This window comes from Pseudomonas purpurea, from assembly GCF_039908635.1.
Lineage (GTDB): Bacteria > Pseudomonadota > Gammaproteobacteria > Pseudomonadales > Pseudomonadaceae > Aquipseudomonas > Aquipseudomonas purpurea.
This window is the reverse complement of record NZ_CP150918.1, coordinates 2000570-2024857: the sequence shown is the minus strand read 5'-3', so window position 1 is coordinate 2024857 and position 24288 is coordinate 2000570. Positions and strand designations below refer to the sequence as shown.

Below are 24288 nucleotides of genomic sequence, written 5' to 3'. Positions count from 1 at the left end.
AGCGTGGTCCCAGAGGTTAAATGCACCAGAGTGCAGAACACGGCCGCAACAGGCGTTGTCCGCGTTTTATGTTGAGGCATGGGAAAAAGGTAATTTTGGTAATGAACTGTCGAAAACCGGACAAAAGCCAATAGAATCAGATAGTTGATATAGTTATATAGAGGTAATAATAAGGTAAGTAAATGGTTATAAAATTACTTTCAGTGCAAGTAATGCCAATCCGCTACCAAGCCCAGTAAAATGGGGCCTTGAACAAAATATTACCCCTCCCCTTACCTTAAATTACCCTCTGAGGTAATGGACGAAAGCCACGATCTATAAGGGCTCTAGCCCGTTTTGATCCCTCACTTACTAAAATTACCCTTTTCCCGCCCCACGTCTGAAAAATGGCTGTGCGCCATCGATTTTTGTGTTTCTTTCACGCCCTCTAATTCGGCACTAACAGCCACGAAATTCGTGGTGATGCTGTGCAATGCCACAGAACACCGGAGAGCCGCACGGGCTGGGCCTCACAGCTGTTTTTCTATTGAGCTGGGCAGTGACTAATTCGCATCAGGTGCGAACGGTCCCGAAAACGAAAACTCCGCCTGCAGCTGGTTTTCGCAAGCGTAGCCCCTGCAAACCGGGCGTCTCACTCCCCCCTGATCAATTCGTCGCCATCCCATACTGTTGTGCAAGGCTTGCTGCACTTCTTTGCAAAACCTTGCACTCCGTGCAATTGCGAAACACCCCACAGCCCCCGTAGCGGGCCTAGGCTGCAGCACTGATTGCACCACCCGGACCCTTTGCACAAAAAAGGGACGCAAAGCCCGTCGGCGGGAGGGGGATAAGTGCTTTTTCAGAGATTTTTTTATTATCGCCAATATTTTTTCAATCTCAGCATTCTCCGCTCACTGCCGTGGCGTCAAACGGCAAGTAGCATTTTACTGAGGTGATTGATTGCGCTGACCTTAGCGATCTTCTGGAACAGGCGGATGGCGCTTTAGCGTATGCCGTGGAAGCGATGCTAGACCGCCAAAACTGCGAATAGACAGGGGAATGTTGTGCACCTACTAGGTTCTGTACGAAAAGTCCGAACGGGTAGAATTGCTGACATAACAGGCTGGCGGCCGCATGGCAAAGCGTTACGAACTCCCGGATGCAGCTTGGGAACTGGTCGCTGATCTGATTTCCCCGTACAGAAAATGGGGCGACCTCGCAGTGATGACCGCCTGATGCTCAGAGGCGGAGCAAGGCAGCTACAGGCAAGCCCTTGATCGATGACCTCAGGGCCTAAGGCTCACCGAGCGCCCGTCCCGATCAGCCCGAGCATCTTCGGTACAGTATTGAAGGTGTCGGTGGAAACGAACTAGCTGCTGCATCAGGACAAGCTGTTCCGAATGGTTCAGGGTCGGCACTACGGTAGGTCGATCCTGAGCATCATCGACCCTGCCCAGAGGCTTGCCAGATCGACCGTTGGCTGGCAGCCATGCCGCCACCAAAGGCAAAAAATCCGGAGCTCCCGAAGAGGCTCCGGATCGCCAGGGCATGCCGGGCTGTGGATCGGCAACTCTTCGCACTCACTACTCACAGGTGGCGTGGTACTTCTTCCCCTTCGGATCTTTGAATGAGTAGGCGTGACAGCTCCAGAGACGGTTTTTGAGGTCCGTGGTCTTGTAGATGTAGACAGTCAGATGCTGCTCACCAGCGAAGGGGTCGCCCTTGGGGTCTAGGTGCCACAAACTATTTTTCAGGTAGAGATTGGTGCTGGCTTTGTTCATGTAGCCGTTGGTGATTGAATCGTTCGCCGAGTTCTTGAGGGCCTCCTCAATAGTGGTTTTCTCTCTATCGGTGGACTTGATCGCACGCTGTTCCGTGGTGAGGCGCTTCGGATCCCAGCTCGTGCAAGGGTCAGCCGTGCAAAGGTACACCTCCGCCAGGGCATGGCTGGAAAGCGCAGCCAGGGCCTAGCGTCGAAACCAGGGGAAGCAGGCAGGCTCTGAGTGTTTTCATTGGAATCCCTCCCAATCGGAATTTGATAGATACAACGGTGAATGACGATCAGCCCTTGGCCCTGTACCGACGGCCTCCTGGCAGACAGGGGCAGGAATTGTGATAGACCTTAGTCCCGCCTCGGCGACTTTCAAGGTAGTGACCGCGTTTCCTGACTGCGCAGAGCCCGGTAAAGAGTTGCTCGATGAACGCCCAGCAGCTCGGTGACTTCGGCCGAGCTTCGATTTTCATTACTAATCAAGTGGCGTGCGTGCTCGATTTGTGTGGGCATTTGTACTCCCCATGCGCTGCCAAGGCGTCGCAATGGCGCGCCGTTCAAAACAGAGGGGAGAAGAATTACTGCTGGGGCTTGAATTCAACGGTTAAGTCAGCTTGCGAGTGAAATCGAGCAGGTCCTGCGACCAGCCCTAGCCGGCGCTATCGTCGAAGGCGATAGCATACCGGCCAAGGCTGTGTGCAACATCTCAGCTGTTTCAGCTACTGACTATTGACGGTGATATACGGGTCCCAAGTGTAACTTGGGCCGATCTGGTTCAGGCCACGATCCAGCAGGACGAAAGTGAAGGCGTACCAGAGTTTCCCCGGATTTTTGGCGGTGGACTGCCAAAGAGTGTAGGTCGCATCGGTTTTGGAGATGCCTCTAGGGGTGCTGTAGTCCAGATAAGGCACCGGGATATTAGGGATATTAAAGTGGACTGGGTCCGACATAGAGCCCGGGAAGTTCGTGCTAATTGAGCTCTCCCTCATCTGGGTGATCAGTGCGCTGCGGTCGAAGTTACGCGACAGGGTAGTGGCACTCCAGCGGATGATGTCTCCGGCTTTAACGTCGATCCACAAATTGGCGCCGCCATCACCAGTGTCACCGGAAGCATGGGGGTCAATCGAAGCGCGACGCGTTACCATGGCGATCGCGTTTTCTACACGCCCATTGGGATTGTTGATCAGGTAGTCGGCATCAACAGTTAAAAGTACATCAATGACTTGAGTCGCTCCAGACATTGTGCTGCTCCTTGGCTATGACCGCGACCTCAAAGGGCGTCCGGGTTACCCGGTCCTTGAGTGCAGTCGCAGGGAAGAATGGACGACAGCCTTGTGGTGTCAAATTTCAGTTTTTGGCGCTGACAACACGGTGGCGAAAGACAGCCGAAGTATCCTTTTGATTTGTTTCAGCCCCCCGGCAATCTCCTACTTGACTCCAGGAGTTTCTCTGGCGGCGTCAATGGGGAAAAACAGACAACAGGTGTCAGCAATCACTTTCAATTTGTGTTGCCTCTCCACGGATTCCTGCCGGGAATTAACGATGGTTCACTCATGATCTGTTTCGGTAGCTGTTTGTCTGTAGAGTAAAAAAATCTACGTTGCAGCTATAGCTGTCAAAAATACTGCCAATTAGTAATTAACTGGTCAACGCCATGTGGCAGACCATTCGTACTTGGGAAAACCGGTGTCGCCATGCTGATTACTGGCCCAGCCATAGCGCTAGGCTTTCCGGCGTGTCTAAATAGCGAGCAAACGAGTTTTCTGTTTACAGAGTAATAGGCTTTAACTTCGCTGAAAGTGTGGCTGCTTGCACTGCCTTCGCCGTGAATGCCGCCGCATCAGTCGGGCTTGGCGTTGGCCCTGGTAAATGGGTGTGCACCGCCAGTTGCGTGTTCATCTGCTGCAACAGATCGAGCGTATCGCAGACAACCTGGAACAGGTTCACGCTCTCGGACCCGATCCAGTTCTTTGGTGCCTGTAGCCGCTGCCCGATCCCCGCCACGCTCTTGCGCAGCCCCTGAATCTTCTCCTGCATGTCACCACCCACCGTGGCGTTGTGCGTCCGCCCCACCACCAGGTTCAAGTCGCGGCCCGTGGCCAGGTGCAAGTCATCCACCGCCGCCAGGCTCGCCGATCCGCCCGACAGCAGCTTCAACGCGCCCAGGGCTTCAATCTTTTTGATCCCACCCACTGACTCGGTCGAATGGTCGTCGACGGTCCGGGTGTGGCTCTGAAACCGCTCGCTGTTCTCCAGGGCCTCCACGTCGCGCTCGATGGCCTTGTCGGTGATCTTGCCGTCGGTCTGGCGCAACCAGTTGCCGTCTGCGTCGACGCGCTGCTGGACCGCCTCGCTGTGCTGCCACACCTGATCGCCCTTCGGCACTTTGGGCATGCTCAGGCCGTGGGGCAGGATCGTCTGGATGTAGGGCTTGTTCGGCAGGCCGTAGGCAAAGCACACCACCACCTGGGTGCCCTCCTCCGGAAAGGCATACATGCCCATTTCTTCGCCACCAGTGGGCAGTGGCAGCGGCACGCCGGTCAGTTGCGGTAGCACGGGATCGGGTTCACCGTCCGGCCCCAAGACCTCGATGTCGACCGCGTAACGCGGCCGGAAGTCGTCGCAGATCCCGGCGCTGGCGGGCGCGTCGGCCACGGCGATAACCCGGGCGAAGCGCGGCAGGTGGTAACCACCGGTGAGTTCGGGGAATTGCCCGAACACGAAGCGAAGCTGCGCCGCCTGCATACCCATTGCTTCGCCTGTAGCGCCGCCTATGTCAGCGACCAGGGCAACTGCAGCAGCTGCGGCTATGACTTGCGCGGCTACATACGTGTCGAGCGGATCAGTAAGAACCACGCACAACTGCTTTCGCTGCTGGATGGCCTACGCCTGGTCCTGAAATTGAGTGATCCCCAGGTCGCTGCCACCCAGCGCCAGATCGTGCGGATGGCCATCGAGCGCCAGGCCTCGATCAGCTCCGACCATGCGGCCGTGGCCGAGTTTTGGGAGGTTTACGACTACCTCGAGTCCTTGAGTGAGGATCCCGTGGTCGACCACAGCAGCGACCCCACCGTGATCGCTATCAACCTCAACGAATTCTGCGAGCGCGCCGCCGAACACAAGCAGAAGTTGGCCGACGTGGCCACGTTGCGCGACCTGCTCAAAGAGTCCCGTTCCCGCAAGTTTCTTGACAGTAATAAGGCTGTGCACAGCGCCGTACGCGCCGCATTCAACAGCCGTAACCCGTGTTCACAACCCCGACCGACAACAGTCAAGTGCTGGACATTCAAGGCGTAAAGGAGAGCAAGACCGATGCAAATCCAAGTGTTTATGGGCAGCGCCGGCGACGGCAAAACGAGCAAGCTCCAGTCAGTTCAGGACCGACTGGACTTCACGGGAGAAAGCGCGCCAATCATCCAGGCCGGTGCTTATGGGGAGGATGGCTTGTTAGAAATCCTGGAAGTCCGGGCAGCAGGCGGCCAGCGCGAAATCCTGGTGGACGACTGCAGCAGACAACAGATTTTGAGGGTTTTGGAGTGGCAATCATGTGTTGAGCATGAACCGAATTTTGACAGCCTGGTAATCCACCTGGCCCGCAAGGACTGACCTTAAAAGAAGCAGTGCCGAGGAGTTGCAGCTCCTCGACACCTAACCGCAACAGAGGGCTATACCATGCAAGCACAGAACCTAAGCAGCAGCGGCACGAAGGCTACCACACCGGCGCGGCACCTGGTGGCCACCGCGATTATCGGCGCGGCAGTCATCGGCTACCTGGTGCATAAAACCCCTGAATCACGAACACGCCTCGAAAGCCTCAGCCAGATGGCCAGCACCTTGGGTGAACTGAGCGAAACGGATGCGGCCATGGTTGCGCAGTTGCTCGCCAACTCGGCAACCCGGGGCGAATCACACAATGTCTAACAGTCCTGCAGCAGCGCGTGTACGACGCTTTCCCTGGAACATTGATTACACCAGCGTTTGCGACCAATGCGGCAAGTGGCGCGCCCAGGGCGATCATCTGAAATGCAGTCGGCGACGCCAGTTGCAGAATGCCCATCTACGCAACCACAAGCCCAAGCCATAAGCCGCGTCCACCAGAAGATGCGCTTCCAGATACTTGGCCCGGAAACGGGCCTTTTTGTTTCCGATCGTCAGACTGTCGATATACGAGTACAGCTTTAGGGGTTTACATGAGTGGGGTCGAAGCTCGCGGGAAATCCGTGAGAATCTATTTTCAACACAACGGGGAAAAATGCCGGGAAGCAATCCCGGGTGGCAACACGCCTGCCATCGTGGCCCAGGCAAGGCGCCTGGTCGACATCATCGAGTACGAGATTCAGACCGGCACATTTGATTACGCTCGGCACTTCCCCAACTCTTCCAAGCTGGTCGAAAACACCTTTGGTCACTATCTTGATCTGTGGTTGAAGATCAAGGCCAACAGCGTGGCCGCATCGAGCTATCGAGGTTACGCCAACAAGGCCGAGGTCCATGTGCGGCCGCGCTGGGGAACGGTACAGATCAACAAGATTGATCATCTTGACCTGCAGGAGTGGATCCAGGGAACGCTTTCTAAAACCCTCAAAAACAAGACCATCCGCGACATCATCAGCAACGTGCGGCAGGTGTTCAGGCTGTATCGCACCAGGATGAAAGTCGCGCATGACCCAACCGAGGGTTTGATGGTGCGCCTACCAGATCCCGAGGCACCGGACCCGTTCACCCGGGCGGAAATCAAACAGATCCTGGAAACCCACACCAGCCGCACGCAAGAGCTGTTAATGGTTCAGTTCATGATATGGGCCGGCCCCCGGGTATCCGAGACCATCGCCCTAGCCTGGGAGGATGTCGACCTGGAGCAAGGCACCGTGACCTTCCGCAGATCCAAGGTGCGCGGGGCTTACCGGGTGACGAAAAACCGGCGGTCAACGCGCAAGGTTCGCCTACTCGCCCCCGCCTGGGATGCACTCCAGAAGATCGACGCGTTGAACCGGAGTAGGAAGGCGGAAACTGTTGATATCGTCGAGCGGGACAACAAGACGATACGACAACATAAGCTGCACTTTGTCTTCCTGAATACGAAAAGCGGCCTGCCACACGTCAACGACTTCGTAGTGCGCGACAGGTTCTTCAAGGCTCATTTGCTCTCGGCCGGAGTTCGCTATCGTGGGCCTGGCCAGTGCCGGCATACGTACGCCAGCCAGTTGCTGACCACCGGTGTAGTTTCGATCGACTGGATAGCCGAACAGATGGGGCATACCAACGGGAACATGATCCGTCAGCATTACGGAACGTGGATCAATGAAGACGGACCGGATGTCGTTGGAATGTTGCAGCTAGCATTGAAGCTTTAGAGGTCGAAACTCTACACCGAAACGACCAGCCATCGGGTAATAGCACTCAGGAAGGGGGATTGTAAAACGATGCCCTCCCAAGCTAGCCTTGGACAAGCCTGAACACTGTCAGCTAGCGAACCCCCAGGATTGACGCACTTCATCGACGGCTTCAAATTCTTGCCCAATCTTCCAGCGCAGCCAACTGGATTAACATTTCGCTCATTGATCAGCACATGAGTTCACTTCCATTTACTCAATAATTAACTATTAGTCTCTAAGGATTAGTAATGACTAAGAAATACCAGATTTTCATCAGCTCTACTTATCAGGATCTCATAGAGGAGCGTGATCAGGTAATAAAAGCTGTTTTGGAGATGGGTCATATTCCTGTAGGAATGGAAATGTTCAGCGCAGCAGATGAAGAACAATGGAAAATCATCGCCAGACAAATTGACGAGATTGATTACTACGCAGTAATCGTCGCTCACCGCTACGGCTCCGTCACCACTGAAGGAGTTGGATACACCGAAAAAGAATACGACTACGCGATAGAAAGGGGCGTACCTATTCTAGGTTTCGTTATAGACGATTCGGCCCCATGGCCTAAAACCCGGTGTGAGACTGAAACGAAGTCTCAGTTACGCTTAACAAAATTCAAGACAAAAGTTAAATCACGACTAGTGAATTTTTGGACATCAAAAGATGACCTACACGGAAAATTTTCAATTTCTTTAATGAAGGCGATCACCGGAAATCCACGTACTGGATGGATTCGAGCAGACCAAGTCACAGGCGCTGAAGTTACAAAAGAGCTGACACGACTAAGCAGTGAAAATGCCGTTCTTAGAGAGCAAGTTGAAAAAATCAAGAAAGCAGAGGACATGCAACATGATGAAGTTCGGTCGGTAATACGAATTCTTAACGCCAACAAAAGAAGACTCGGAGCAAGAACTAAAGACAAGCCCACCTGGGAGGATGTCACATACCAAACAGTAACGCTTGCAGACGTATTCCATTGGGTTGCGAAGAATATGATAGTCGAGAATTCTAGCGAAAACGTCGGTCAAAACGTTGCTCTTCACCTAGAGGGATCGAGTTACCTTTTAAACTTCCCAATTGGGAGGAATGTCGTAACCGACATACTTGCCGACCTTGCGGCTCTTGAGCTTATAGAGCCATCAAAGAGAAAGCACTCCGTAAGCGACACCGCCAGTTATTGGTCTCTTACCAAACTAGGCAAGCAGGTACTTAAAGAATTTCGTCGTGTACTACTGGAAGAGGGCATCCAAACATCTGAGGCAAAAATCGAAGAAGAGTAAAAATCATTTGAATCGAACACAAGAAACGAAATCAGCTTAAGTTCATACTTAATATCATCGCCATACAAAAAACCGAATCGACCACAGACTACCGAATACATAAAGACCTAGGAAGGACTCAATTAGATTCATTTTAGTTCCCACGAGACATTTCACTAACTGATTCTTGTGAAAAACGGTCGGCCTATAACGCATTAGAACCGACCGTTATCCACCAGTTTTGCCACAAGCAACCCAACAAGATGGGAGGTTAGGCTGTTTCTGTGAAAATCGGCCGAAAGCCGCATCGCTATACTAGAACGCTAGGCCTTCTTTCGTAATGACATTGGTGATGACCCGGCGTGCCTTCATACAACCCTCAGCAATTTTGCCAATACTCAAACGGTGAACACGTCATGGCTTCCATCTAGCTCGTGTTGCCCAGTCAGGGACCATTACTTTTGATTCATGTGGTGTCCTAATCAAAATAGCAGAAACTGAAGATGGATGAAGGCAGCCCTTCAAGCGAAAGGAGCTCATCTGTCCCAGATCTGTCCCATATGGCCATTTTTCAGACGCCAAAAACCACAAACCCCCGACTTTCTCTAGGAAAATCAGGGGTTTGCGTTTGTAGAATGTGGCGGTGAAGGAGAGATTCGAACTCTCGATACAGTTTCCTGTATACACACTTTCCAGGCGTGCTCCTTAAGCCACTCGGACACTTCACCGTATCTCTTCAAACAAGTTCTGTCTGTCGAGGCGCGCTAATGTAGTCGAAAGCTTTTCTGATGGCAAACTTTTTTTTCAGAATTTTCATGCGCTTAAGCGATTCGCAGATTCTGGTGCGGTTGGAGGCAGGGCAAACCGGCCAATCTTCGGCCGGGTGAATGCCTCTATATAGAGGGCAATGCGTGGTGCGTATGGCCGGCTACGCTTGGCAGGGGCGAATTGGCTGACTGGCCGGTCAGTCACGGCGCTTTACCTGGCCTACGGCGGTGGGTAACGTCTGCCCCACTTCAATACAAGGAATAGCGTCATGAGTGAGTTGATTTCGTACCACCTCGAAGACGGTATCGCGACCCTGACCTTGAGCAACGGTAAGGTCAATGCCATCTCTCCGGACGTGATTGCCGCGTTTAATGCTGCACTGGATCGCGCGGTGACGGATCGTGCGGTGGTGATCATCACCGGTCAGCCGGGCATTCTGTCCGGCGGTTATGACTTGAAGGTGATGACGGCCGGTCCTAAAGAAGCGGTGAGCCTGGTGACCGCCGGTTCGACCCTCGCCCGTCGCCTGTTGTCGCACTCCTTCCCGGTGATCGTGGCGTGCCCTGGGCATGCAGTGGCCAAGGGTGCGTTTATTCTGCTGTCCGCGGATTACCGGATTGGTGTAGACGGCCCGTTCAGCATTGGCCTGAACGAAGTACAGATCGGCATGACCATGCACTACGCCGGTATCGAACTGGCCCGTGATCGTCTGCGCAAGTCGGCGTTCCACCGTTCGGTCATCAACGGCGAGATGTTCGACCCGCAAAGCGCAGTGGATGCCGGTTTCCTCGACAAGGTCGTTGCTGCCGAAGAACTGCAAGGTGCCGCGTTGGCCGCAGCGCGTCAGTTGAAGAAGATCAACATGACCGCGCACAAGAATACCAAGCTCAAGGTACGCAAGGCCCTGTTGGAAACGCTGGACAACGCGATCATCCAGGACCAGGAACACCTGGGTTAACCCCAAAAACACCGCAACGAAAAGCCCGACCCGCGAGTCGGGCTTTTTCTTACCTGACCGGTTTGTAGCCCTTCCGCCGCTCTAGATCGCTTCTGACGCTACATGTCGGAAACATGCGCTTAAACATCGCCTATCTCCTACCTCTATAGCGGCAATTGCCGAAAACAGTGCACATCCGTACACTGCGCCACCTTTTGTCCCGGTGGGCCTGTAAATGCTGTATCTGTTTCGCATGTTATTGATGGGTCTGCATTTTGCGATAGCAGGCGTACTTGGTGTGCTGCTGGGCCTGTGCCGGCCGTTCAATCCGGATAACAGCCGTTTGTGCGCGCGCCTTTATGCGTGGCCGGCGATGTGCATTTTGCGTTTGCGGGTGAAGACCGATGTCGACGCGCTGACGAACAAGACGCAAAGCTGCGTAGTGATTGCCAACCACCAGTCCAACTACGATTTGTTCGTGCTCGGCAACGTCGTGCCACGACGCACCGTGTGCATCGGCAAGAAAAGCCTGAAGTGGGTGCCGCTGTTCGGGCAGTTGTTCTGGCTGGCGGGCAATGTGCTGATCGACCGTGGCAACGCCCACAAGGCGCGGCAGTCGATGCTCACCACCACCAAGACCTTGCAGCACAAGGACACCTCGATCTGGGTGTTCCCGGAAGGTACGCGCAATCTGGGTAAAGAATTACTGCCGTTCAAGAAAGGCGCGTTCCAGATGGCGATCGCCGCGGGTGTGCCGATCGTGCCGGTGTGCGTCAGCAGCTACATCAACCACATGCGCCTGAACCGCTGGCGCAGTGGCAAGATCCTGATCCGCTCGCTGCCAGCCATTCCCACCGCTGGCTTGACCCTGGACGACATGCCGATGCTGATCGCCCAGTGCCGCGAGCAGATGCGCGAATGCATCGAGTCGCTGGACCGGCAGTTGCAAACCGCCTGAATGAAGCCCGCCCCGTGCGGGCTTCTTTTTGCCGGCGAACTTCGCCGATTCTGCTGACTCTCAAGCCTCAGGGCAGGCTAAGCTGCACGTTGCTTGTCACTGCCATTTGCCAAGAAGAAGTGAATAAGAATTATGGGTAGAGTCGTTGCGGCTGCGGTCTACAGCGCCGGTAAGAGAATCACCAATATCACCCTTGATGAAGGCGCCGCGTGGGCGGCCAAACCTGGCCACTTCGTCTGGATCGGCCTCGAAGAGCCGAACGCACTGGAACTGGCCAACCTCCAACGCCAGTTCAACCTGCACGAACTGGCCATTGAAGACGCCCTGGAAAAGCACAGCCGACCGAAGCTGGAAACCTTCGGCGATGCGTTGTTTATCGTCACTTACTCGCCGGTACGGCACGAAGGCAAGCTGGAGTTCATCGAAACCCACATCTTTGCCGGCAAGGGCTACATCATCACTTGCCGCAATGGTCACTCGGCGTCCTACGCCCATGTGCGCCAGCGCTGTGAGGCGCGTCCGCTATTGCTGGAGCACGGCGAAGATTTCGTACTCTACGCCCTGCTCGACTTCGTGATTGAAAACTACCAGCCAATGGGCGAAGCGATTCATGCCGAGATCGATGAGCTGGAACGTAACGTGCTGTGCAGCGCATTGAACGAACGGGACATCCAGAACCTGCACGGCTTGCGGCGCGACGTGTTGCGCCTGCGCCGTTACGCAGCGCCGATGGTGGAAATCAGTGAAGAATTGCAGAAGCTGAGCTTCCCGTTTATCGACAAGAACATGCGCCCGTACTTTCGGGACGTACAGATCCATGTCACGCGGCAGATGGAAGACCTTTCAACCCTGCGCGATATCGCCAGCCAGACCATCGAGATCGGCGTGCTGCTGGAGGCCTCGCGGCAAAGTGTGGTGCAACGCAAGTTCGCGGCCTGGGCGGCGATTCTGGCGTTTCCGACGGCGGTGGCCGGGATCTACGGGATGAACTTCCAGAACATGCCCGAGTTGAGCTGGCACTACGGCTACTTCTCGGTGCTGGGGTTTATAACCGTAGGCTGTGTCGGGTTGTGGGCAAGCTTCAAGCGCTCGGGCTGGCTTTGAAAAGCTGTTGTGGCGAGGGGGCAAGCCCCGGCTCGGCTGCGAAGCAGTCGTAAAACCGGCAGATGCATTCTCCTTGACGCAATACGATCATCGATTTCAGGGCCGCTTCGCGACCCAGCGGGGGCAAGCCCCCTCACCACAGGTTCCTCGTCGGCCTTACACCTTAAGCCGACTTGGCCTGCGGCTTATGGGCGACGAAGCGCATCATCCATTCGGCCACGGTGGCGCCGTGATGCTGATGTTCCAGGCTCGCCACGCCCTTTTGGTAGACCTGCTCGCCGAGGTGCTGCTGACGGATTTCCAGCAACGCTCGCGAATAATCGTGAATGAACTCCGGGTGACCCTGGAAGCACAGCACCTGGTCGTTGATGTGGTACGCGGCGTAAGGGCAGAAATCGCTGGAAGCAATGACCGTGGCGTTTTCCGGCAACTCAGTGACCTGGTCCTGGTGACTGATCAACAACGTCAGCTCTTCCATCACCGGGCTCATCCACGGCGCCTTGGCGTCCAGTCTGTAGTTGTGGGTGCCGACGCCCCAGCCCTGGGTGGCACGCTCGCTCTTGCCGCCCAGCAGCAGCGCCAGCAGTTGATGACCGAAACAGACGCCCAGCAGTTTGTCGCCCCGCTCATAGCGGGCCAACAAGTAAGTCTTGAGGGTTTGAATCCACGAATCGGTGCCGAACGAATCCGCCTTGCTGCCCGTGACGAGATACGCATCGAAGGTCAGCTCATCGCCGGGATAGTCGCCTTGCATCACGTTGTAGACGGTGAACTCGGCAGCGATGGGTTGCTGCGAGAACAGACGCTGAAACATCTGCCCATAGCCCTGATATTGATCGACCAGTTCTGGACGCAGGATGTCGGTTTCCAGAATGCAGATGCGTAGCGACATAAAAAATACCTGACACTGTGATGGGAATAATGAACACCCCAGAGCCTGCCTTGAAACACCGGTACAAGGCAAGCCCCGGAATGCATCACCCGGCCCTTAAAACAGCTCAGCCTTCGCCGCTTTCTCCAGCAACAGCGCGGGCGGCGAAAACCGTTCGCCGTACTGCTCGGCCAGGTACTGGGCGCGGGCAACGAAATCCTTCACGCCATACTGATTGATGAACTGCAATGCCCCGCCGGTCCAGGCCGCGAAACCGATACCGAAGATCGACCCGACATTCGCATCGGCGGTCGAGGTCAACACCCCCTCCTCCACGCACCGCACGGTTTCGATGGCCTGCACGAACAGCAGACGATCACGCACATCCTTCGGTGAAATCTGCCCGTCGGTCTTCTCGAAACGGGTTTTCAACGCTGGCCACAGGTGTTTCTGGCCGCCGGCCGGATAGTCATAGAAACCGCCTCCTGCGGCTTTACCGGGACGCTTGTATTCGTTGAGCAGCAAGTCAATCACGGCAAATGCCGGGTGCTCAATCAGCGGTTTTCCTTCGGCCTGCAAGTCTTTGATGGTTTGCTGGCGGATGTGGCTCATGAGGCTGAGGGAAACTTCGTCGGAAATCGCCAAGGGCCCAATCGGCATCCCGGCCTTGCGCGCCTCGGTTTCAATCATCGGTGCCGAGATACCCTCGCCGAGCATGGCAATGCCTTCGTTGGTGAAGGTGCCGAACACTCGCGAGGTAAAGAAACCCCGACTGTCGTTGACCACAATCGGGGTTTTCTTGATTTGCAGGACGAAATCGAAACCACGGGCCAGCGTCTCATCACTGGTCCTGGCGCCCTTGATGATTTCCACCAACGGCATTTTTTCCACCGGGCTGAAGAAGTGCAGGCCGATGAATTTCGATTGGTCCGGCACCGCCGTGGCGAGGCCGCTGATGGGCAAGGTCGAGGTGTTGGACGCAATCACCGCCTGCGCACCGACGATTTTTTGTGCAGCAGACGAGACCTTGGCCTTGAGCTCGCGGTCTTCAAACACCGCCTCAATGATCAGGTCGCAACCGGCCAGATCGGCATCCGATTCTGTGGTCTTGATCCGCGCCAGGGTCGCCTCGCGCTGTTCGGCGCTCAACTGGCCGCGAGCGACCTTCTTGTCCAGCAACGCCACTGAATGCGCCTTGCCCTTTTCGGCCGCCGCCAGGCTGATGTCCTTGAGCACCACATCGATACCGGCCGCCGCGCTGACGTAGGCTATCCCGGCGCCCATCATGCCGGCGCCGAGCACCCCGAGTTTTTTCGTCACCTGAGGCGCAAAGCCTGAAGGTCGCGAGCCACCGGCATTGATTTCGTTGAGCTGGAACCAGAAGGTGCCAATCATGTTCTTCGCCACCTGGCCGGTGGTCAGCTCGGTGAAGTAGCGGGTTTCGATCAACTGCGCAGTGTCGAAATCGACCTGGGCGCCTTCCACCGCCGCGCACAGGATTTTCTCCGGCGCCGGCATGCAGCCCTGGGTTTTGCTGCGCAGGATCGACGGCGCGATGGCCAGCATCTGCGCGACTTTGGGGTGGGACGGCGTGCCTCCGGGAATCTGATAACCGCTCACGTCCCAGGGTTGTTTGGCCGCCGGGTTGGCCACAATCCACGCGCGCGCCTTAGCCAACAGCTCATTGCGATCCACCGCCAGTTCATCAATCAGCCCGGCTTGCAGCGCCTGCTGCGGCCGAACCCTTTTGCCCTCAAGCAAATACGGCAGCGCTTTCTCCAGCCCCAGCATGCGCACCATGCGCACCACTCCGCCGCCGCCCGGCAACAGGCCCAGAGTGACTTCCGGCAAACCGACCTGCACCGACGAATCGTCCAGCGCAACACGGTGATGGCAGGCCAGGCAGATTTCCCAGCCGCCGCCCAGCGCCGCCCCATTGATGGCCGCGACCACCGGTTTGCCCAGTGTCTCCAAGGTTCGAAGCTGGCTTTTGAGCAACAGCACCATGTCGTAGAACACCTTGGCTTGCGGCTTGCCCACACTGATCAACTCATTGAGGTCACCGCCGGCGAAGAAGCTTTTCTTCGCGGACGTGATGATCACCCCGGCAATCGAGTCCTTGTCGGCCACCAGCCGCGCAACGCAGTCAGCCATGGCATCGCGGTACACCGCGTTCATAGTGTTGGCGCTCTGGCCCGGCATGTCGACGGTCAGGACGACAATCTGGTCCGACCCTTTTTCGTAACGAATGGCATCAGTCATGGCAATTTTCCTTGAAGTCGGGGGGCTCAGAGGCGTTCGATGATGGTGGCGATACCCATGCCGCCGCCGACGCACAGCGTCGCCAGGCCATAACGCAACTGCCGTGCTTCCAGCTCATCGAGCAACGTGCCAAGGATCGCGCACCCGGTAGCGCCGAGCGGATGGCCCATGGCGATGGAGCCGCCGTTGACGTTGACCCTGGCCGGGTCGACAGCCATGTCCTTGATGAACTTGAGCACCACCGAGGCGAAGGCTTCGTTGACCTCGAACAGGTCGATGTCCTCGACCCGCAGCCCGGCCTTGGCCAGGGCCTTGCGAGTCGCCGGCGCAGGGCCGGTGAGCATGATGGTCGGGTCGGTACTGGTGACGGCGGTGGCAACGATCCGCGCTCGCGGCTGCAACCCCAGCGCCCGGCCCTTGGCTTCGGAGCCGATCAGCATCAACGCCGCACCGTCGACAATCCCCGAGCTGTTGCCCGGCGTGTGAACGTGGTTGATGCGCTCGATGTGGCTGTAAACCCGCAGTGCGGTGGCGTCGAAGCCCATTTGCCCGATCATCTCGAAGCTCGGCTTGAGCTTGCCCAGGCCTTCAAGCGTTGAATCGCCACGAATGAACTCATCATGGTCGAGCAGCACGATGCCGTTCTGGTCCTGCACCGGCACCAGTGACTTGTTGAATGAACCGTCAGCCCGCGCCCGCGCGGCTTTCTGCTGGGAGTGCAATGCGTAGGCGTCGACATCCTGACGGCTGAAACCTTCGATCGTGGCGATCAGGTCGGCCCCCACCCCTTGCGGCGTGAAATGACTGTGCAGGTTGGTCTGCGGGTCGAGCGCCCAGGCACCGCCATCGCTGCCCATCGGCACCCGCGACATGGACTCGACGCCACCGACCACCACCAGGTCTTCAAAACCGGAGCGCACCTTCATCGCGCCCAGGTTCACCGCTTCAAGCCCCGAGGCGCAAAAACGATTGATTTGCACACCGGCCACGCTGACGTCCCAATCCGCGACCAACGCGGCGGTCTTGGCAATATCGGCACCTTGGTCGCCAATCGGCGTCACGCAACCGAGCACGATGTCGTCGACTTCACGGGTATCAAGCTGCGTGCGCTGTTGCAGGGCCGTGAGCAGCCCGGCCATCAGGTTCACCGGTTTGACGCTGTGCAAGGCGCCATCTGCCTTGCCACGGCCACGGGGCGTACGCAGCGCATCGAAAATCAAAGCTTGGGTCATGACGTCCTCGAACCGTTGTGCGGGTGAGTAAAACAGGAGTTCTCACCTTAGGCGCCACAGCGCCGGATTCAATGACCGATGCGCTCAGCGACCTTGACGGTCACGCTCAGACGAACGGTAGCGAGCTATCGGGTTAACCGTTTCAGGTCACCGAACTGTCTAGCAAACGGGCGGCAAAGCAGCTGGCAATAAGCCTCATGCCTTTTTAAGTGCTGATAGCTACTGGCTGAGATGAAATGGATCTAAGCCAAGCGTTACGTGGCCCCTAAGGTGAACTTACGGAAGAGTCGTCGGGTTTTGCCGAGGCCTCCGTCATACAGGAAGTGCAGCGCTTTGCCGTCATGGAGATGCAGGCAAGCATTCGACGCTCAGGAAATAACAAAAAAGGCAGTCAGCCATGTTCAAACACTCGAAAGTACGTCAGGCCGGGCTCATTTTATTCGCTACCACGCTGCTACTGATCTTGCCGAATCTCACGAAAGTGATCGGTTAATCAGGCGTGACGGGGGACAGCGCCGCCTCAAAAAACTGACTCGCGCACTACCCGGGTCAGCGCGGCTGTGCCAACCTTTGCGGCACACCCACTCATGACGGCGATCACGTGAAAGCTCTAATTCTGTTGGGGGCTTTGCTGCTCAGCACGCCCTTGTATGCCGCGCAGTTGGTGCTCGACCTGGGCAGCAACCACCGAACCTGGCAGACCGAGGAGTTGCTCAAGCATCCTCAGGCCCGGACCATCACCGTTCCTGACGACGTTTCCTATAAACGGGAAATGCATTATCGCGCTGTGCCGCTGGCGGCGTTGTTGACGGGTGTAAGTGCCGAGGATCACTTGCAAGCCGTGGCGCTGGACGGTTTTGCGGCCGAACTGGCAGCGGCGCCGTTGTTCAACACATCGGGCTCACAGGCGTGGCTGGCAATCGAAGACCCGGCCCAGCCCTGGCCTGCGCTGGCGAAGGACAAACCGAGCGCCGGACCGTTTTACCTGGTGTGGACCCACCCGCAGGCCGGCCACATCAGCCCCGAGCAGTGGCCCTTTCAAGTCGCCGGCATCAAGCGTCTGGCGGCCGTTGCCGAGCGCTTCCCTGCCCTGCGGCCAGACCCGGCACTGGCGGCCGATGACCCGGTGAATCAGGGGTTTGCGCTATTCCAGAAAAACTGCCTGGCGTGTCACCGCCTCAACGGCGCGGGGGATGCTCAGTTTGGGCCGGACCTGAACATTCCCTTCAGCCCCACCGAGTACTTCGGCACAGACTTCCTCAAGCGCTACATCCGCGACCCGCAAAGCCTGCGCCAGTGGCCACAGGCGAAAATGCCCGGGTTCTCGACAACAGTGTTGCCGGATGAAGAACTGACGATGCTGGTGGGCTATTTGAAGCACATGGCGGGGCGCAAGCAGATTTCAGCCAAGTAGAGCGAACCTGTGGCGAGGGAGCTTGCTCCCACTCGGCTGCGCAGTAGACGCAAAACCAGCGCACGCGGTTTTCCTGAAAAAATGCGTCGGTTGATTTAAGGGCCGCTTCGCGCCCCAGCGGGAGCAAGCTCCCTCGCCACAGTGAATTGCGTTACTGCTGCTGAACAGAAATCACCGGCGTCGGCGAGACGAACACCTTGGCATGCATTTGTTCGCACCCACCGCCCCGGCGCATGCCGCGCACCGGGCAGGCATCCAGATAATCGAGCCCTACTGCCAGTTTCAGATGACGCTCAGGCCTGGCCAGCTCATTGGTCACATCAAAGCTGTACCACGCGTCGTCCAGCCACGCTTCGGCCCAGGCGTGGCTGGCCAGATGTTCGCTGTTCTCGCTGTAGAGATAACCCGACACATAACGCGCAGGAATGCCCAGGCTGCGCGCGCAGGCGAGAAACGCGTGAGCGTGATCCTGGCAAACCCCTGCCCGCCCGGCGAACGCTTGAGCGGCGCTGGTTTCAACCTCAGTGGAACCCGGCGTGTACGTCATGTGCTGGTTGAGGCCGTGCATCAAGTCAATCAGCGCCGTGCGATCACGGCGTTGCCGGCACTGCTTGTCGGCAAACGCGCGCAAGGCCTCGTCCGCCTCGGTTAACCGGGTAAAACGCAAGAAGGGCAACGCAGACTGGCTCTCATGCTCGGCCTCACGCAACTCGTCGATGTCTACCTGCCCCCGGGCGCCAATGATGATCGCCGCGTGAGGCTCGTCCATGGTCAGCACGTGCAGGATGTTGCCAAACGGGTCGAGTTGCGCCCGCACCGGCCGTGGCAGGTCAAGCTGCCAACTGAGTACGTGCTGACGCTCGCTGTCGTGGGGCGTCAGACGCAAATACTGGATGCTCGCCCGCACCTGATCTTCGTAGTGATAGGTGGTCTCGTGGCTGATGGAAAGTCTCATGCGGCCTCCAGGTAGGAACGGTGAATGGCATTGCCCAACTGGCGCACCAACGGGATGAATTCGGTCAGCCAGATATGCAGGCCTTCGTCGAGAATTTCGTTGATGCCGGTGTAACGCAGGCGTGCGTCCATTTCCGCCGCCAGGCGTTGCGCGGGCCGGCCATTGGCCCCCGGCAGGCTGGCGAGGATCTGGTCGATTTCTTCCGTGCAGGCGCGCAACGAACGTGGCACGTCGGCACGCAGCAGTAACAGTTCAGCGACATGCCGGGCGCCGGGGGCATCGCGGTAGATCTCGGTGTACGCCTCGAACGACGACAAGGCCCGCAACAACGCACTCCACTGGTAATAGGCATGAGCGGTGCCATCGCTGACCGCTTCGGCCTGGTCGCCGGCCATTTCGTACCGGGCGTCGAGCAGGCGCAACGTATTGTCAGCCCTTTCGATGAACGTCCCCAGGCGAATGAAGCGGAACGCATCGTTACGCATGATGGTGCCGTAGGACGCGCCCCGGAACAGGTGGGAACGTTCCTTGATCCACTCGCAAAAACGGCTCATGCCGTAACGACTCAAGCCCTGATCGGCAATCCCGCGAATCTCCAGCCAGGTCGCGTTGATGTTTTCCCACATGTCTGCGGTAATTCGCCCACGCACCGCGTGGGCACTGGCCCGCGCGGCACCGAGGCAGCTGTAGATGCTGGCCGGGTTGGCCGCATCCAGGGCGAAAAAGTGCAGCAAGCGTTCGGCGTGCAGCTCACCGTGGCGCTCCAGGTAATCCTCGAGGGTGCCGGTGATCAACAACGGCATCGCCAGTTCATGCAGGCCATCACCGCGACCGTCCTGGGGCATCAATGACAGCGAGTAACTGATGTCCAGCATCCGTGCGAGGTTTTCCGCCCGCTCCAGGTAACGCGACATCCAATACAAATCCGAGGCAGTTCTACTTAGCATGGCAGGCTTCCTTCAATCCTCGACCACCCAGGTGTCCTTGGTTCCGCCCCCCTGGGACGAGTTCACCACCAGGGATCCTTCGCGCAGGGCCACACGGGTGAGGCCACCGGGTACGACACGGGTTTCGCGACCAGACAAGACAAACGGACGCAGGTCGATGTGGCGCGGGGCGATGCCGTTTTCGACAAACGTCGGACAGGTCGACAGCGACAGAGTCGGTTGTGCGATGTAGGCGTGGGGCTTGGCCTTGAGCCTCGCCCGGAAGGACTCGATCTCCGCCGCGCTGGCCGCAGGTCCCACCAGCATTCCGTAACCACCGGAGCCCTGGGTTTCCTTGACCACCAGCTCCGGCAGGTTCGCCAGAACATGGGAAAGCTCTGACGGATTGCGACACTGCCAGGTCGGCACGTTTTTCAGGATCGGCTCTTCGTCCAGATAGAAGCGGATCATGTCGGTAACAAACGGGTAAACCGACTTGTCGTCCGCCACGCCGGTGCCAATGGCATTGGCCAGCACCACATTGCCCGAACGGTAGGACGACAACAGGCCGGGCACGCCGAGCATCGAATCCGGGTTGAACGCCAACGGATCGAGGAAAGCATCGTCGAGGCGACGGTAAATCACGTCGACGGCTTTCGGCCCATCGGTGGTGCGCATAAACACCCGGTCATCACGCACGAACAGGTCCGCGCCCTCGACCAGTTCCACACCCATTTCCCGGGCCAGAAACGCATGTTCGAAGAATGCGTTGTTGAAACGGCCAGGGGTCAGCACCACCACGCTGGGGTCATCCAGCGGGCTGGAGCTTTTCAGGGTGTCGAGCAACAGGTTCGGGTAATGATCGATGGGCGCGATGCGCTGGGCGGCAAACAACTCCGGGAATAAACGCATCATCATCTTGCGATCTTCCAGCATGTAGCTCACGCCGCTGGGCGTACGCAGATTGTCTTCAAGCACGTAGTACGTTCCATCCCCATCACGCACCAGATCGACGCCGCAGATGTGGGAATAGATATCGCGGTGCAGATCCAGTCCTTGCATCGCCAACTGATACTGCTCGTTCGCCAGCACCTGTTCGGCCGGGATGATGCCGGCCTTGATGATGCGCTGTTCGTGGTAGAGGTCGGCGAGGAACATGTTCAGTGCCTTGACCCGCTGGATACAGCCACGTTCGACGACCCGCCATTCACTGGCGGGGATGCTGCGGGGGATGGTGTCGAAGGGAATCAGACGCTCTGTCCCCTGCTCATCACCATAGAGCGTGAAAGTAATCCCGGCGCGATGAAACAACAGATCGGCCTCGCGTCGCCGTTGTGCCAAAAGCTCGTCAGGCGTTTCGGACAGCCAACGGGCGAACTCCCGATAATGCGGGCGGACCTGGCCACCGGCATCGTACATCTCATCAAAATAGGTGCGGATCATGCCGTACTCCTTGTCACCCGGACACTGGGACTTCGCAAGGCCCGTGCCATCGGCATAAACGCTTTAATATCAACCGGTTGGATATTCACCTCGCACACACCGCACCAATCCTGTGCAACAAACGCTCCAACCTGACCGCCCCTGCTTCATTGCAAAGCAACGCTATCGGCTATCACCAGCATAGCCAGAGTTGATTTCACTGCCCGTCTGCGCCTGCGGATAATCCGCCCCATCGCGCAAAACGCTTCGCTCGACAGACTCAGGTGAAGCCCACGCACCAGGCTCATGGCGGCCCGGTCCGGTGTGTTCCGACCGGTTTCCTCTCCTTACCGGTCTTCCCTTTTGGCCACCCTCACGGGTGGCTTTTTTTTGCGCTGAATTCTTGTTTCAGGGTTTTGCCGTTCGCGGCGTCCCCGCCACCAATGAAAACGGCCGACCCGAAGGTCAGCCGTCGCTGAGTGTTGTCGCTGTTCATAGTGTTATGCGAGTGGCCCTCGTACCTCCTGCTTGACGCCCCAGCCTTCGATAATCCCACCCAGCGGCTCGACCACCGCTTCGAAGTCCTGCTCGAAGTCCCCGATACCGCCGTAAGTGGCGTACATCACCTTGCTCAACTCCAGATGCCAGGCACCGTCATCGCGTGCACTGACCTGAGCATTCAAACTCTCTCCACGAAATTGCCCCGCCGCTCGGCGTGCCCGCTCCTCGTCCGGAAAAATGGCGTAGAACTCGATGGGATGGAACCGTGAAAAATCAAAACCGCCTTCTTTCATGCGGCGCAGCACGCTGCTGCTGATGTCTTCTTGATAGGCTGTGCTCATGAAACGTCCTCCTCAAACCGATGGATAGACTTTCCGTACTCCCTGCGCCCGCAACCGAATGGTGAGAGCGATACGGCAATCAGATTGCCGCCGGGAAACAAGCATGTAGCTGACAAGACCAGACCTTAGCGATTCATTCGCTGATCTCGATTGCAGAGTAGCCGCAACAGAGATCCCCTGCCAAGACCTGGTTTCGGATCATCGCTGCGCTTATCAAACTGGAGTAATGCTGAGGATCTGAATGCTGTTTTGATCCTTCAGGCTTTTGACCGTCGGATCGTCGGTACGCCCTTCCAGATCATTGAGATCCAGTTCGGCCGGAACAGGGAGGAGTTTTGAGCGAATCAGTTGCGCCGCGCGCTCCATCGTGGGTTTCTGCTCGCAATCGAATTGCTCCACCGTCTGGACGCCGTGATCATCAACGAAGGTGACTTCCCACTTTTGCATCGGTGCCTCCTCGATAAACCCATGGATGGGCCTACATCCATCTCGACCCCGTACGCCCGGCAATCGTTCCCCCCAGCCGCTGGATCACACACCACGGAAAAGGCCGCCAGATCGGCGGCCTTGTAGCAACACAACAGCGGGCTTACTTCTCGGCACGCTCTTTGAGTGCTTTCAACGTATTGAACGGTGCGTCGACCACAAATTTGTTGGCCAACCACGACGGTACACTGCCGCCTGGCTCGGTGTGGACCTGGTAAGTCACCTCGACCTGGTCAGCGCCTTTGGGCACCAGTTTCCAGAAACCCTGGACTTGCGCTACACGTACAAAGCCTTTTTCTTCCGGAAGGTACGTCGGTACGCCTTCGAGTTTGCGGGTCAGGCTGCCATCGGCGCCCTCGACCGTGGTGACGTGCAGCACCGAATCACGCGCTGTAACAGGCCAAGGCGTATTGAATTGGGTGTAAGTCCAGGTCTGATCGCCTTCATGCTTGAGCAACTTCTGCGATTTGCACTCATGAATCCAGGCGCAAGCGCCCACTACGTCTTCCTGCAAACCGCGCAACTTGGCCATGGATGTCTTCATGACGGTCACACCCCGGTAAGCCTTGTACTGGGAGCCTGCGACCTCACTCAAGGACACCTTGATACCGTCCTCGTCCTTGGCCGTTTTCCAGTCTTCGGCCTGGGCTGTGGCGGCCAGCAGAACCGTCAAACCACACAACACAGCAATACGATGCAGCGAACCCATAGTCTTATTCCTTATTGTTGAAGTTCCGTTCGTTTAACACACTACGCCGCCGTCATTTGCTCCCACCAACCGAGCAGCTTGATGGCCTCTTCACGGCTGCTGCCACACACCTCGACATCCGCATGAAACGCCGAGCAGACAGGTGGCCGCTCCGGCCTGCCGAAAATGCTGCACAGATTATCGACAGACAGTTGCACACAACGTTCTCCCGCAGCCTTGCCGTCGGGCATGCCGGGAATCGGTGTCGTGATGGAAGGGGCAATGCAACAGGCGCCACAGCCTTCTCGGCAGTTCATGACGTCAGCTCCTCGCGGCAAGCAGTGTGTTGAACAACGGAGCGTAGAGTAACCGCTAAAACAGCCGTTTGAAATTGGCCGTTCAGCGGTTTGTCCCTACAAATACGTGTGACTGACCAGTCTGCGACAAAGCGTCTGGCCCGGCGGTCACGAAAGATTTATTGCTTGAATTCGAAATCGAGCGCCGCGCCTTCAACTTCGCGGCGTTCCTCGTTGCGCAGTTGCAACTTCATTTCATTGCTCAGCAACCGGCCGTTGAGCTGAAACGGGCTGTCCGCCTTGGGCCTCTCACCAAACATCGGCGGCAACAACGGTGCTCGCGTGGTGGGAGGGACGCTGCCAATAGGCTGCAATTGCCTGACCATCTCGGGTGGAAGGCTCAAGTCCAGGTTCGTCGGGGTCAAGCGGGTATTCTTGACGGCTTCGCTGGCCTTTTTTGACTTCGAAACCTTTGACGAAGACTTCTTCGACGAGGATGTTTTCTTTGCCGTCGCAGTCGTTTTGGCCGATGACGCTTTGTTCCCTGAAACAGCCGTGTGTGCCTGTCCAGTGGCTGCACTGGACGCAGGTTTGTCTGGCGCGGCAGCCGCCACGCCGCCTGAAATGAGCACGCTCAACAGGCAGATCGATAAACCAGCATAAAAAGTCGCTTTCATAAACACTACAACGCTAACGGCAGAGGGCCATATGCTCGCTTGTTGGACGATCCCTGACAAGCTCGC

General features: G+C 57.2%; 21 protein-coding genes, 1 tRNA gene and 3 pseudogenes. 10 read left to right on the top strand and 15 right to left on the bottom strand.

Translation table 11 applies throughout. The features are described from left to right. Positions 1-1113 precede the first annotated feature (1113 nt). Positions 1114-1226, top strand: a pseudogene (locus AABM54_RS09140) (transposase); the annotation flags it as partial. 896 nt (positions 1227-2122) lie between these two features. Here the strand turns inward: AABM54_RS09140 and AABM54_RS09135 are convergent. The 3 genes and pseudogenes from AABM54_RS09135 to AABM54_RS09125 form a co-directional block, all read right to left on the bottom strand. Continuing rightward, positions 2123-2260, bottom strand: a pseudogene (locus tag AABM54_RS09135) (recombinase family protein); the annotation flags it as partial. A 209-nt stretch (positions 2261-2469) separates the two neighbouring features. Beyond that, complete coding sequence (locus tag AABM54_RS09130) at positions 2470-2991, bottom strand: AidA/PixA family protein (RefSeq protein WP_347904962.1); 522 nt, start codon at positions 2989-2991, stop codon at positions 2470-2472. A gap of 526 nt (positions 2992-3517) precedes the next feature. Then, the gene (locus tag AABM54_RS09125; RefSeq protein WP_347906155.1) at positions 3518-4495 is read right to left on the bottom strand and encodes a hypothetical protein; all 978 of its coding nucleotides are present in this window, start codon (positions 4493-4495) and stop codon (positions 3518-3520) included. Here AABM54_RS09125 and AABM54_RS09120 point away from each other — a divergent pair. The 5 genes and pseudogenes from AABM54_RS09120 to AABM54_RS09100 form a co-directional block, all read left to right on the top strand. After that, positions 4460-5047, top strand: a pseudogene (locus AABM54_RS09120) (bifunctional DNA primase/helicase); the annotation flags it as partial. The gene AABM54_RS09125 and the pseudogene AABM54_RS09120 overlap by 36 nt on opposite strands. Positions 5048-5062: 15 nt before the next feature. Continuing rightward, positions 5063-5356: a hypothetical protein gene (locus AABM54_RS09115; protein WP_347904961.1), complete on the top strand. Its 294-nt coding sequence runs from the start codon at positions 5063-5065 to the stop codon at positions 5354-5356. Positions 5357-5422: 66 nt separating this feature from the next. Then, positions 5423-5671: a hypothetical protein gene (locus AABM54_RS09110; RefSeq protein ID WP_347904960.1), complete on the top strand. Its 249-nt coding sequence runs from the start codon at positions 5423-5425 to the stop codon at positions 5669-5671. A gap of 269 nt (positions 5672-5940) precedes the next feature. Beyond that, on the top strand, positions 5941-7104 hold the full coding sequence (locus AABM54_RS09105) for a DUF3596 domain-containing protein (protein WP_347904959.1): 1164 nt from the start codon (positions 5941-5943) through the stop codon (positions 7102-7104). Positions 7105-7373: 269 nt separating this feature from the next. Then, complete coding sequence (locus tag AABM54_RS09100; RefSeq protein ID WP_347904958.1) at positions 7374-8405, top strand: DUF4062 domain-containing protein; 1032 nt, start codon at positions 7374-7376, stop codon at positions 8403-8405. 617 nt (positions 8406-9022) lie between these two features. Here AABM54_RS09100 and AABM54_RS09095 read toward each other — a convergent pair. Then, positions 9023-9112, bottom strand: a tRNA-Ser gene (locus AABM54_RS09095). Positions 9113-9420: 308 nt separating this feature from the next. Between AABM54_RS09095 and AABM54_RS09090 the strand changes: the two genes are divergently transcribed. The 3 genes from AABM54_RS09090 (at position 9421) to AABM54_RS09080 (ending at position 12151) form a co-directional block, all read left to right on the top strand. Beyond that, complete coding sequence (locus AABM54_RS09090) at positions 9421-10110, top strand: crotonase/enoyl-CoA hydratase family protein (RefSeq protein WP_347904956.1); 690 nt, start codon at positions 9421-9423, stop codon at positions 10108-10110. Positions 10111-10324: 214 nt separating this feature from the next. Beyond that, positions 10325-11047 carry a 1-acylglycerol-3-phosphate O-acyltransferase gene (locus AABM54_RS09085; RefSeq protein WP_347904954.1) on the top strand — a complete coding sequence of 241 codons (723 nt, stop codon included), beginning with the start codon at positions 10325-10327 and terminating at the stop codon, positions 11045-11047. A gap of 132 nt (positions 11048-11179) precedes the next feature. Further along, the gene (locus AABM54_RS09080) at positions 11180-12151 is read left to right on the top strand and encodes a magnesium and cobalt transport protein CorA (protein ID WP_347904953.1); all 972 of its coding nucleotides are present in this window, start codon (positions 11180-11182) and stop codon (positions 12149-12151) included. Between the two features lie 163 nt (positions 12152-12314). On the opposite strand, the gene AABM54_RS09075 is transcribed toward AABM54_RS09080, so the two are convergent. From AABM54_RS09075 to AABM54_RS09065, 3 genes are all read right to left on the bottom strand, one after another. After that, positions 12315-13043 (bottom strand): amidotransferase, encoded by a 729-nt coding sequence (locus tag AABM54_RS09075; RefSeq protein WP_347904952.1) that lies wholly within the window; start codon positions 13041-13043, stop codon positions 12315-12317. Between the two features lie 96 nt (positions 13044-13139). Next, on the bottom strand, positions 13140-15284 hold the full coding sequence (locus AABM54_RS09070; RefSeq protein WP_347904950.1) for a 3-hydroxyacyl-CoA dehydrogenase NAD-binding domain-containing protein: 2145 nt from the start codon (positions 15282-15284) through the stop codon (positions 13140-13142). A gap of 26 nt (positions 15285-15310) precedes the next feature. Then, positions 15311-16516, bottom strand: coding sequence for an acetyl-CoA C-acetyltransferase (locus AABM54_RS09065; RefSeq protein WP_347904947.1), 1206 nt, complete (start codon positions 16514-16516; stop codon positions 15311-15313). Positions 16517-17117: 601 nt separating this feature from the next. Between AABM54_RS09065 and AABM54_RS09060 the strand changes: the two genes are divergently transcribed. Then, a complete protein-coding gene (locus AABM54_RS09060) occupies positions 17118-17930 on the top strand; it encodes a cytochrome c (protein ID WP_347904945.1) in 813 nt (270 codons plus the stop codon). Positions 17931-18081: 151 nt separating this feature from the next. Here the strand turns inward: AABM54_RS09060 and AABM54_RS09055 are convergent, their stop codons facing one another. The 8 genes from AABM54_RS09055 to AABM54_RS09020 form a co-directional block, all read right to left on the bottom strand. Next, on the bottom strand, positions 18082-18885 hold the full coding sequence (locus tag AABM54_RS09055; RefSeq protein ID WP_347904943.1) for a transglutaminase family protein: 804 nt from the start codon (positions 18883-18885) through the stop codon (positions 18082-18084). Continuing rightward, positions 18882-19832, bottom strand: a complete 951-nt coding sequence (locus AABM54_RS09050; RefSeq protein WP_347904941.1) for an alpha-E domain-containing protein — start codon at positions 19830-19832, stop codon at positions 18882-18884. Before AABM54_RS09050 ends, AABM54_RS09055 begins: the two co-directional genes overlap by 4 nt. A 12-nt stretch (positions 19833-19844) precedes the next feature. Continuing rightward, the gene (locus AABM54_RS09045; RefSeq protein WP_347904940.1) at positions 19845-21254 is read right to left on the bottom strand and encodes a circularly permuted type 2 ATP-grasp protein; all 1410 of its coding nucleotides are present in this window, start codon (positions 21252-21254) and stop codon (positions 19845-19847) included. 479 nt (positions 21255-21733) lie between these two features. Next, a complete protein-coding gene (locus tag AABM54_RS09040; RefSeq protein ID WP_347904938.1) occupies positions 21734-22075 on the bottom strand; it encodes a ribonuclease E inhibitor RraB in 342 nt (113 codons plus the stop codon). Between the two features lie 213 nt (positions 22076-22288). Beyond that, positions 22289-22522 (bottom strand): hypothetical protein, encoded by a 234-nt coding sequence (locus AABM54_RS09035; protein ID WP_347904937.1) that lies wholly within the window; start codon positions 22520-22522, stop codon positions 22289-22291. Positions 22523-22664: 142 nt separating this feature from the next. Further along, complete coding sequence (locus AABM54_RS09030; RefSeq protein ID WP_347904936.1) at positions 22665-23270, bottom strand: START domain-containing protein; 606 nt, start codon at positions 23268-23270, stop codon at positions 22665-22667. A 41-nt stretch (positions 23271-23311) separates the two neighbouring features. Beyond that, positions 23312-23566 carry a YkgJ family cysteine cluster protein gene (locus tag AABM54_RS09025; protein WP_347904935.1) on the bottom strand — a complete coding sequence of 85 codons (255 nt, stop codon included), beginning with the start codon at positions 23564-23566 and terminating at the stop codon, positions 23312-23314. A gap of 158 nt (positions 23567-23724) precedes the next feature. Next, the gene (locus AABM54_RS09020; RefSeq protein ID WP_347904934.1) at positions 23725-24222 is read right to left on the bottom strand and encodes a translation initiation factor 2; all 498 of its coding nucleotides are present in this window, start codon (positions 24220-24222) and stop codon (positions 23725-23727) included. Between the last annotated feature and the right edge of the window lie 66 nt (positions 24223-24288).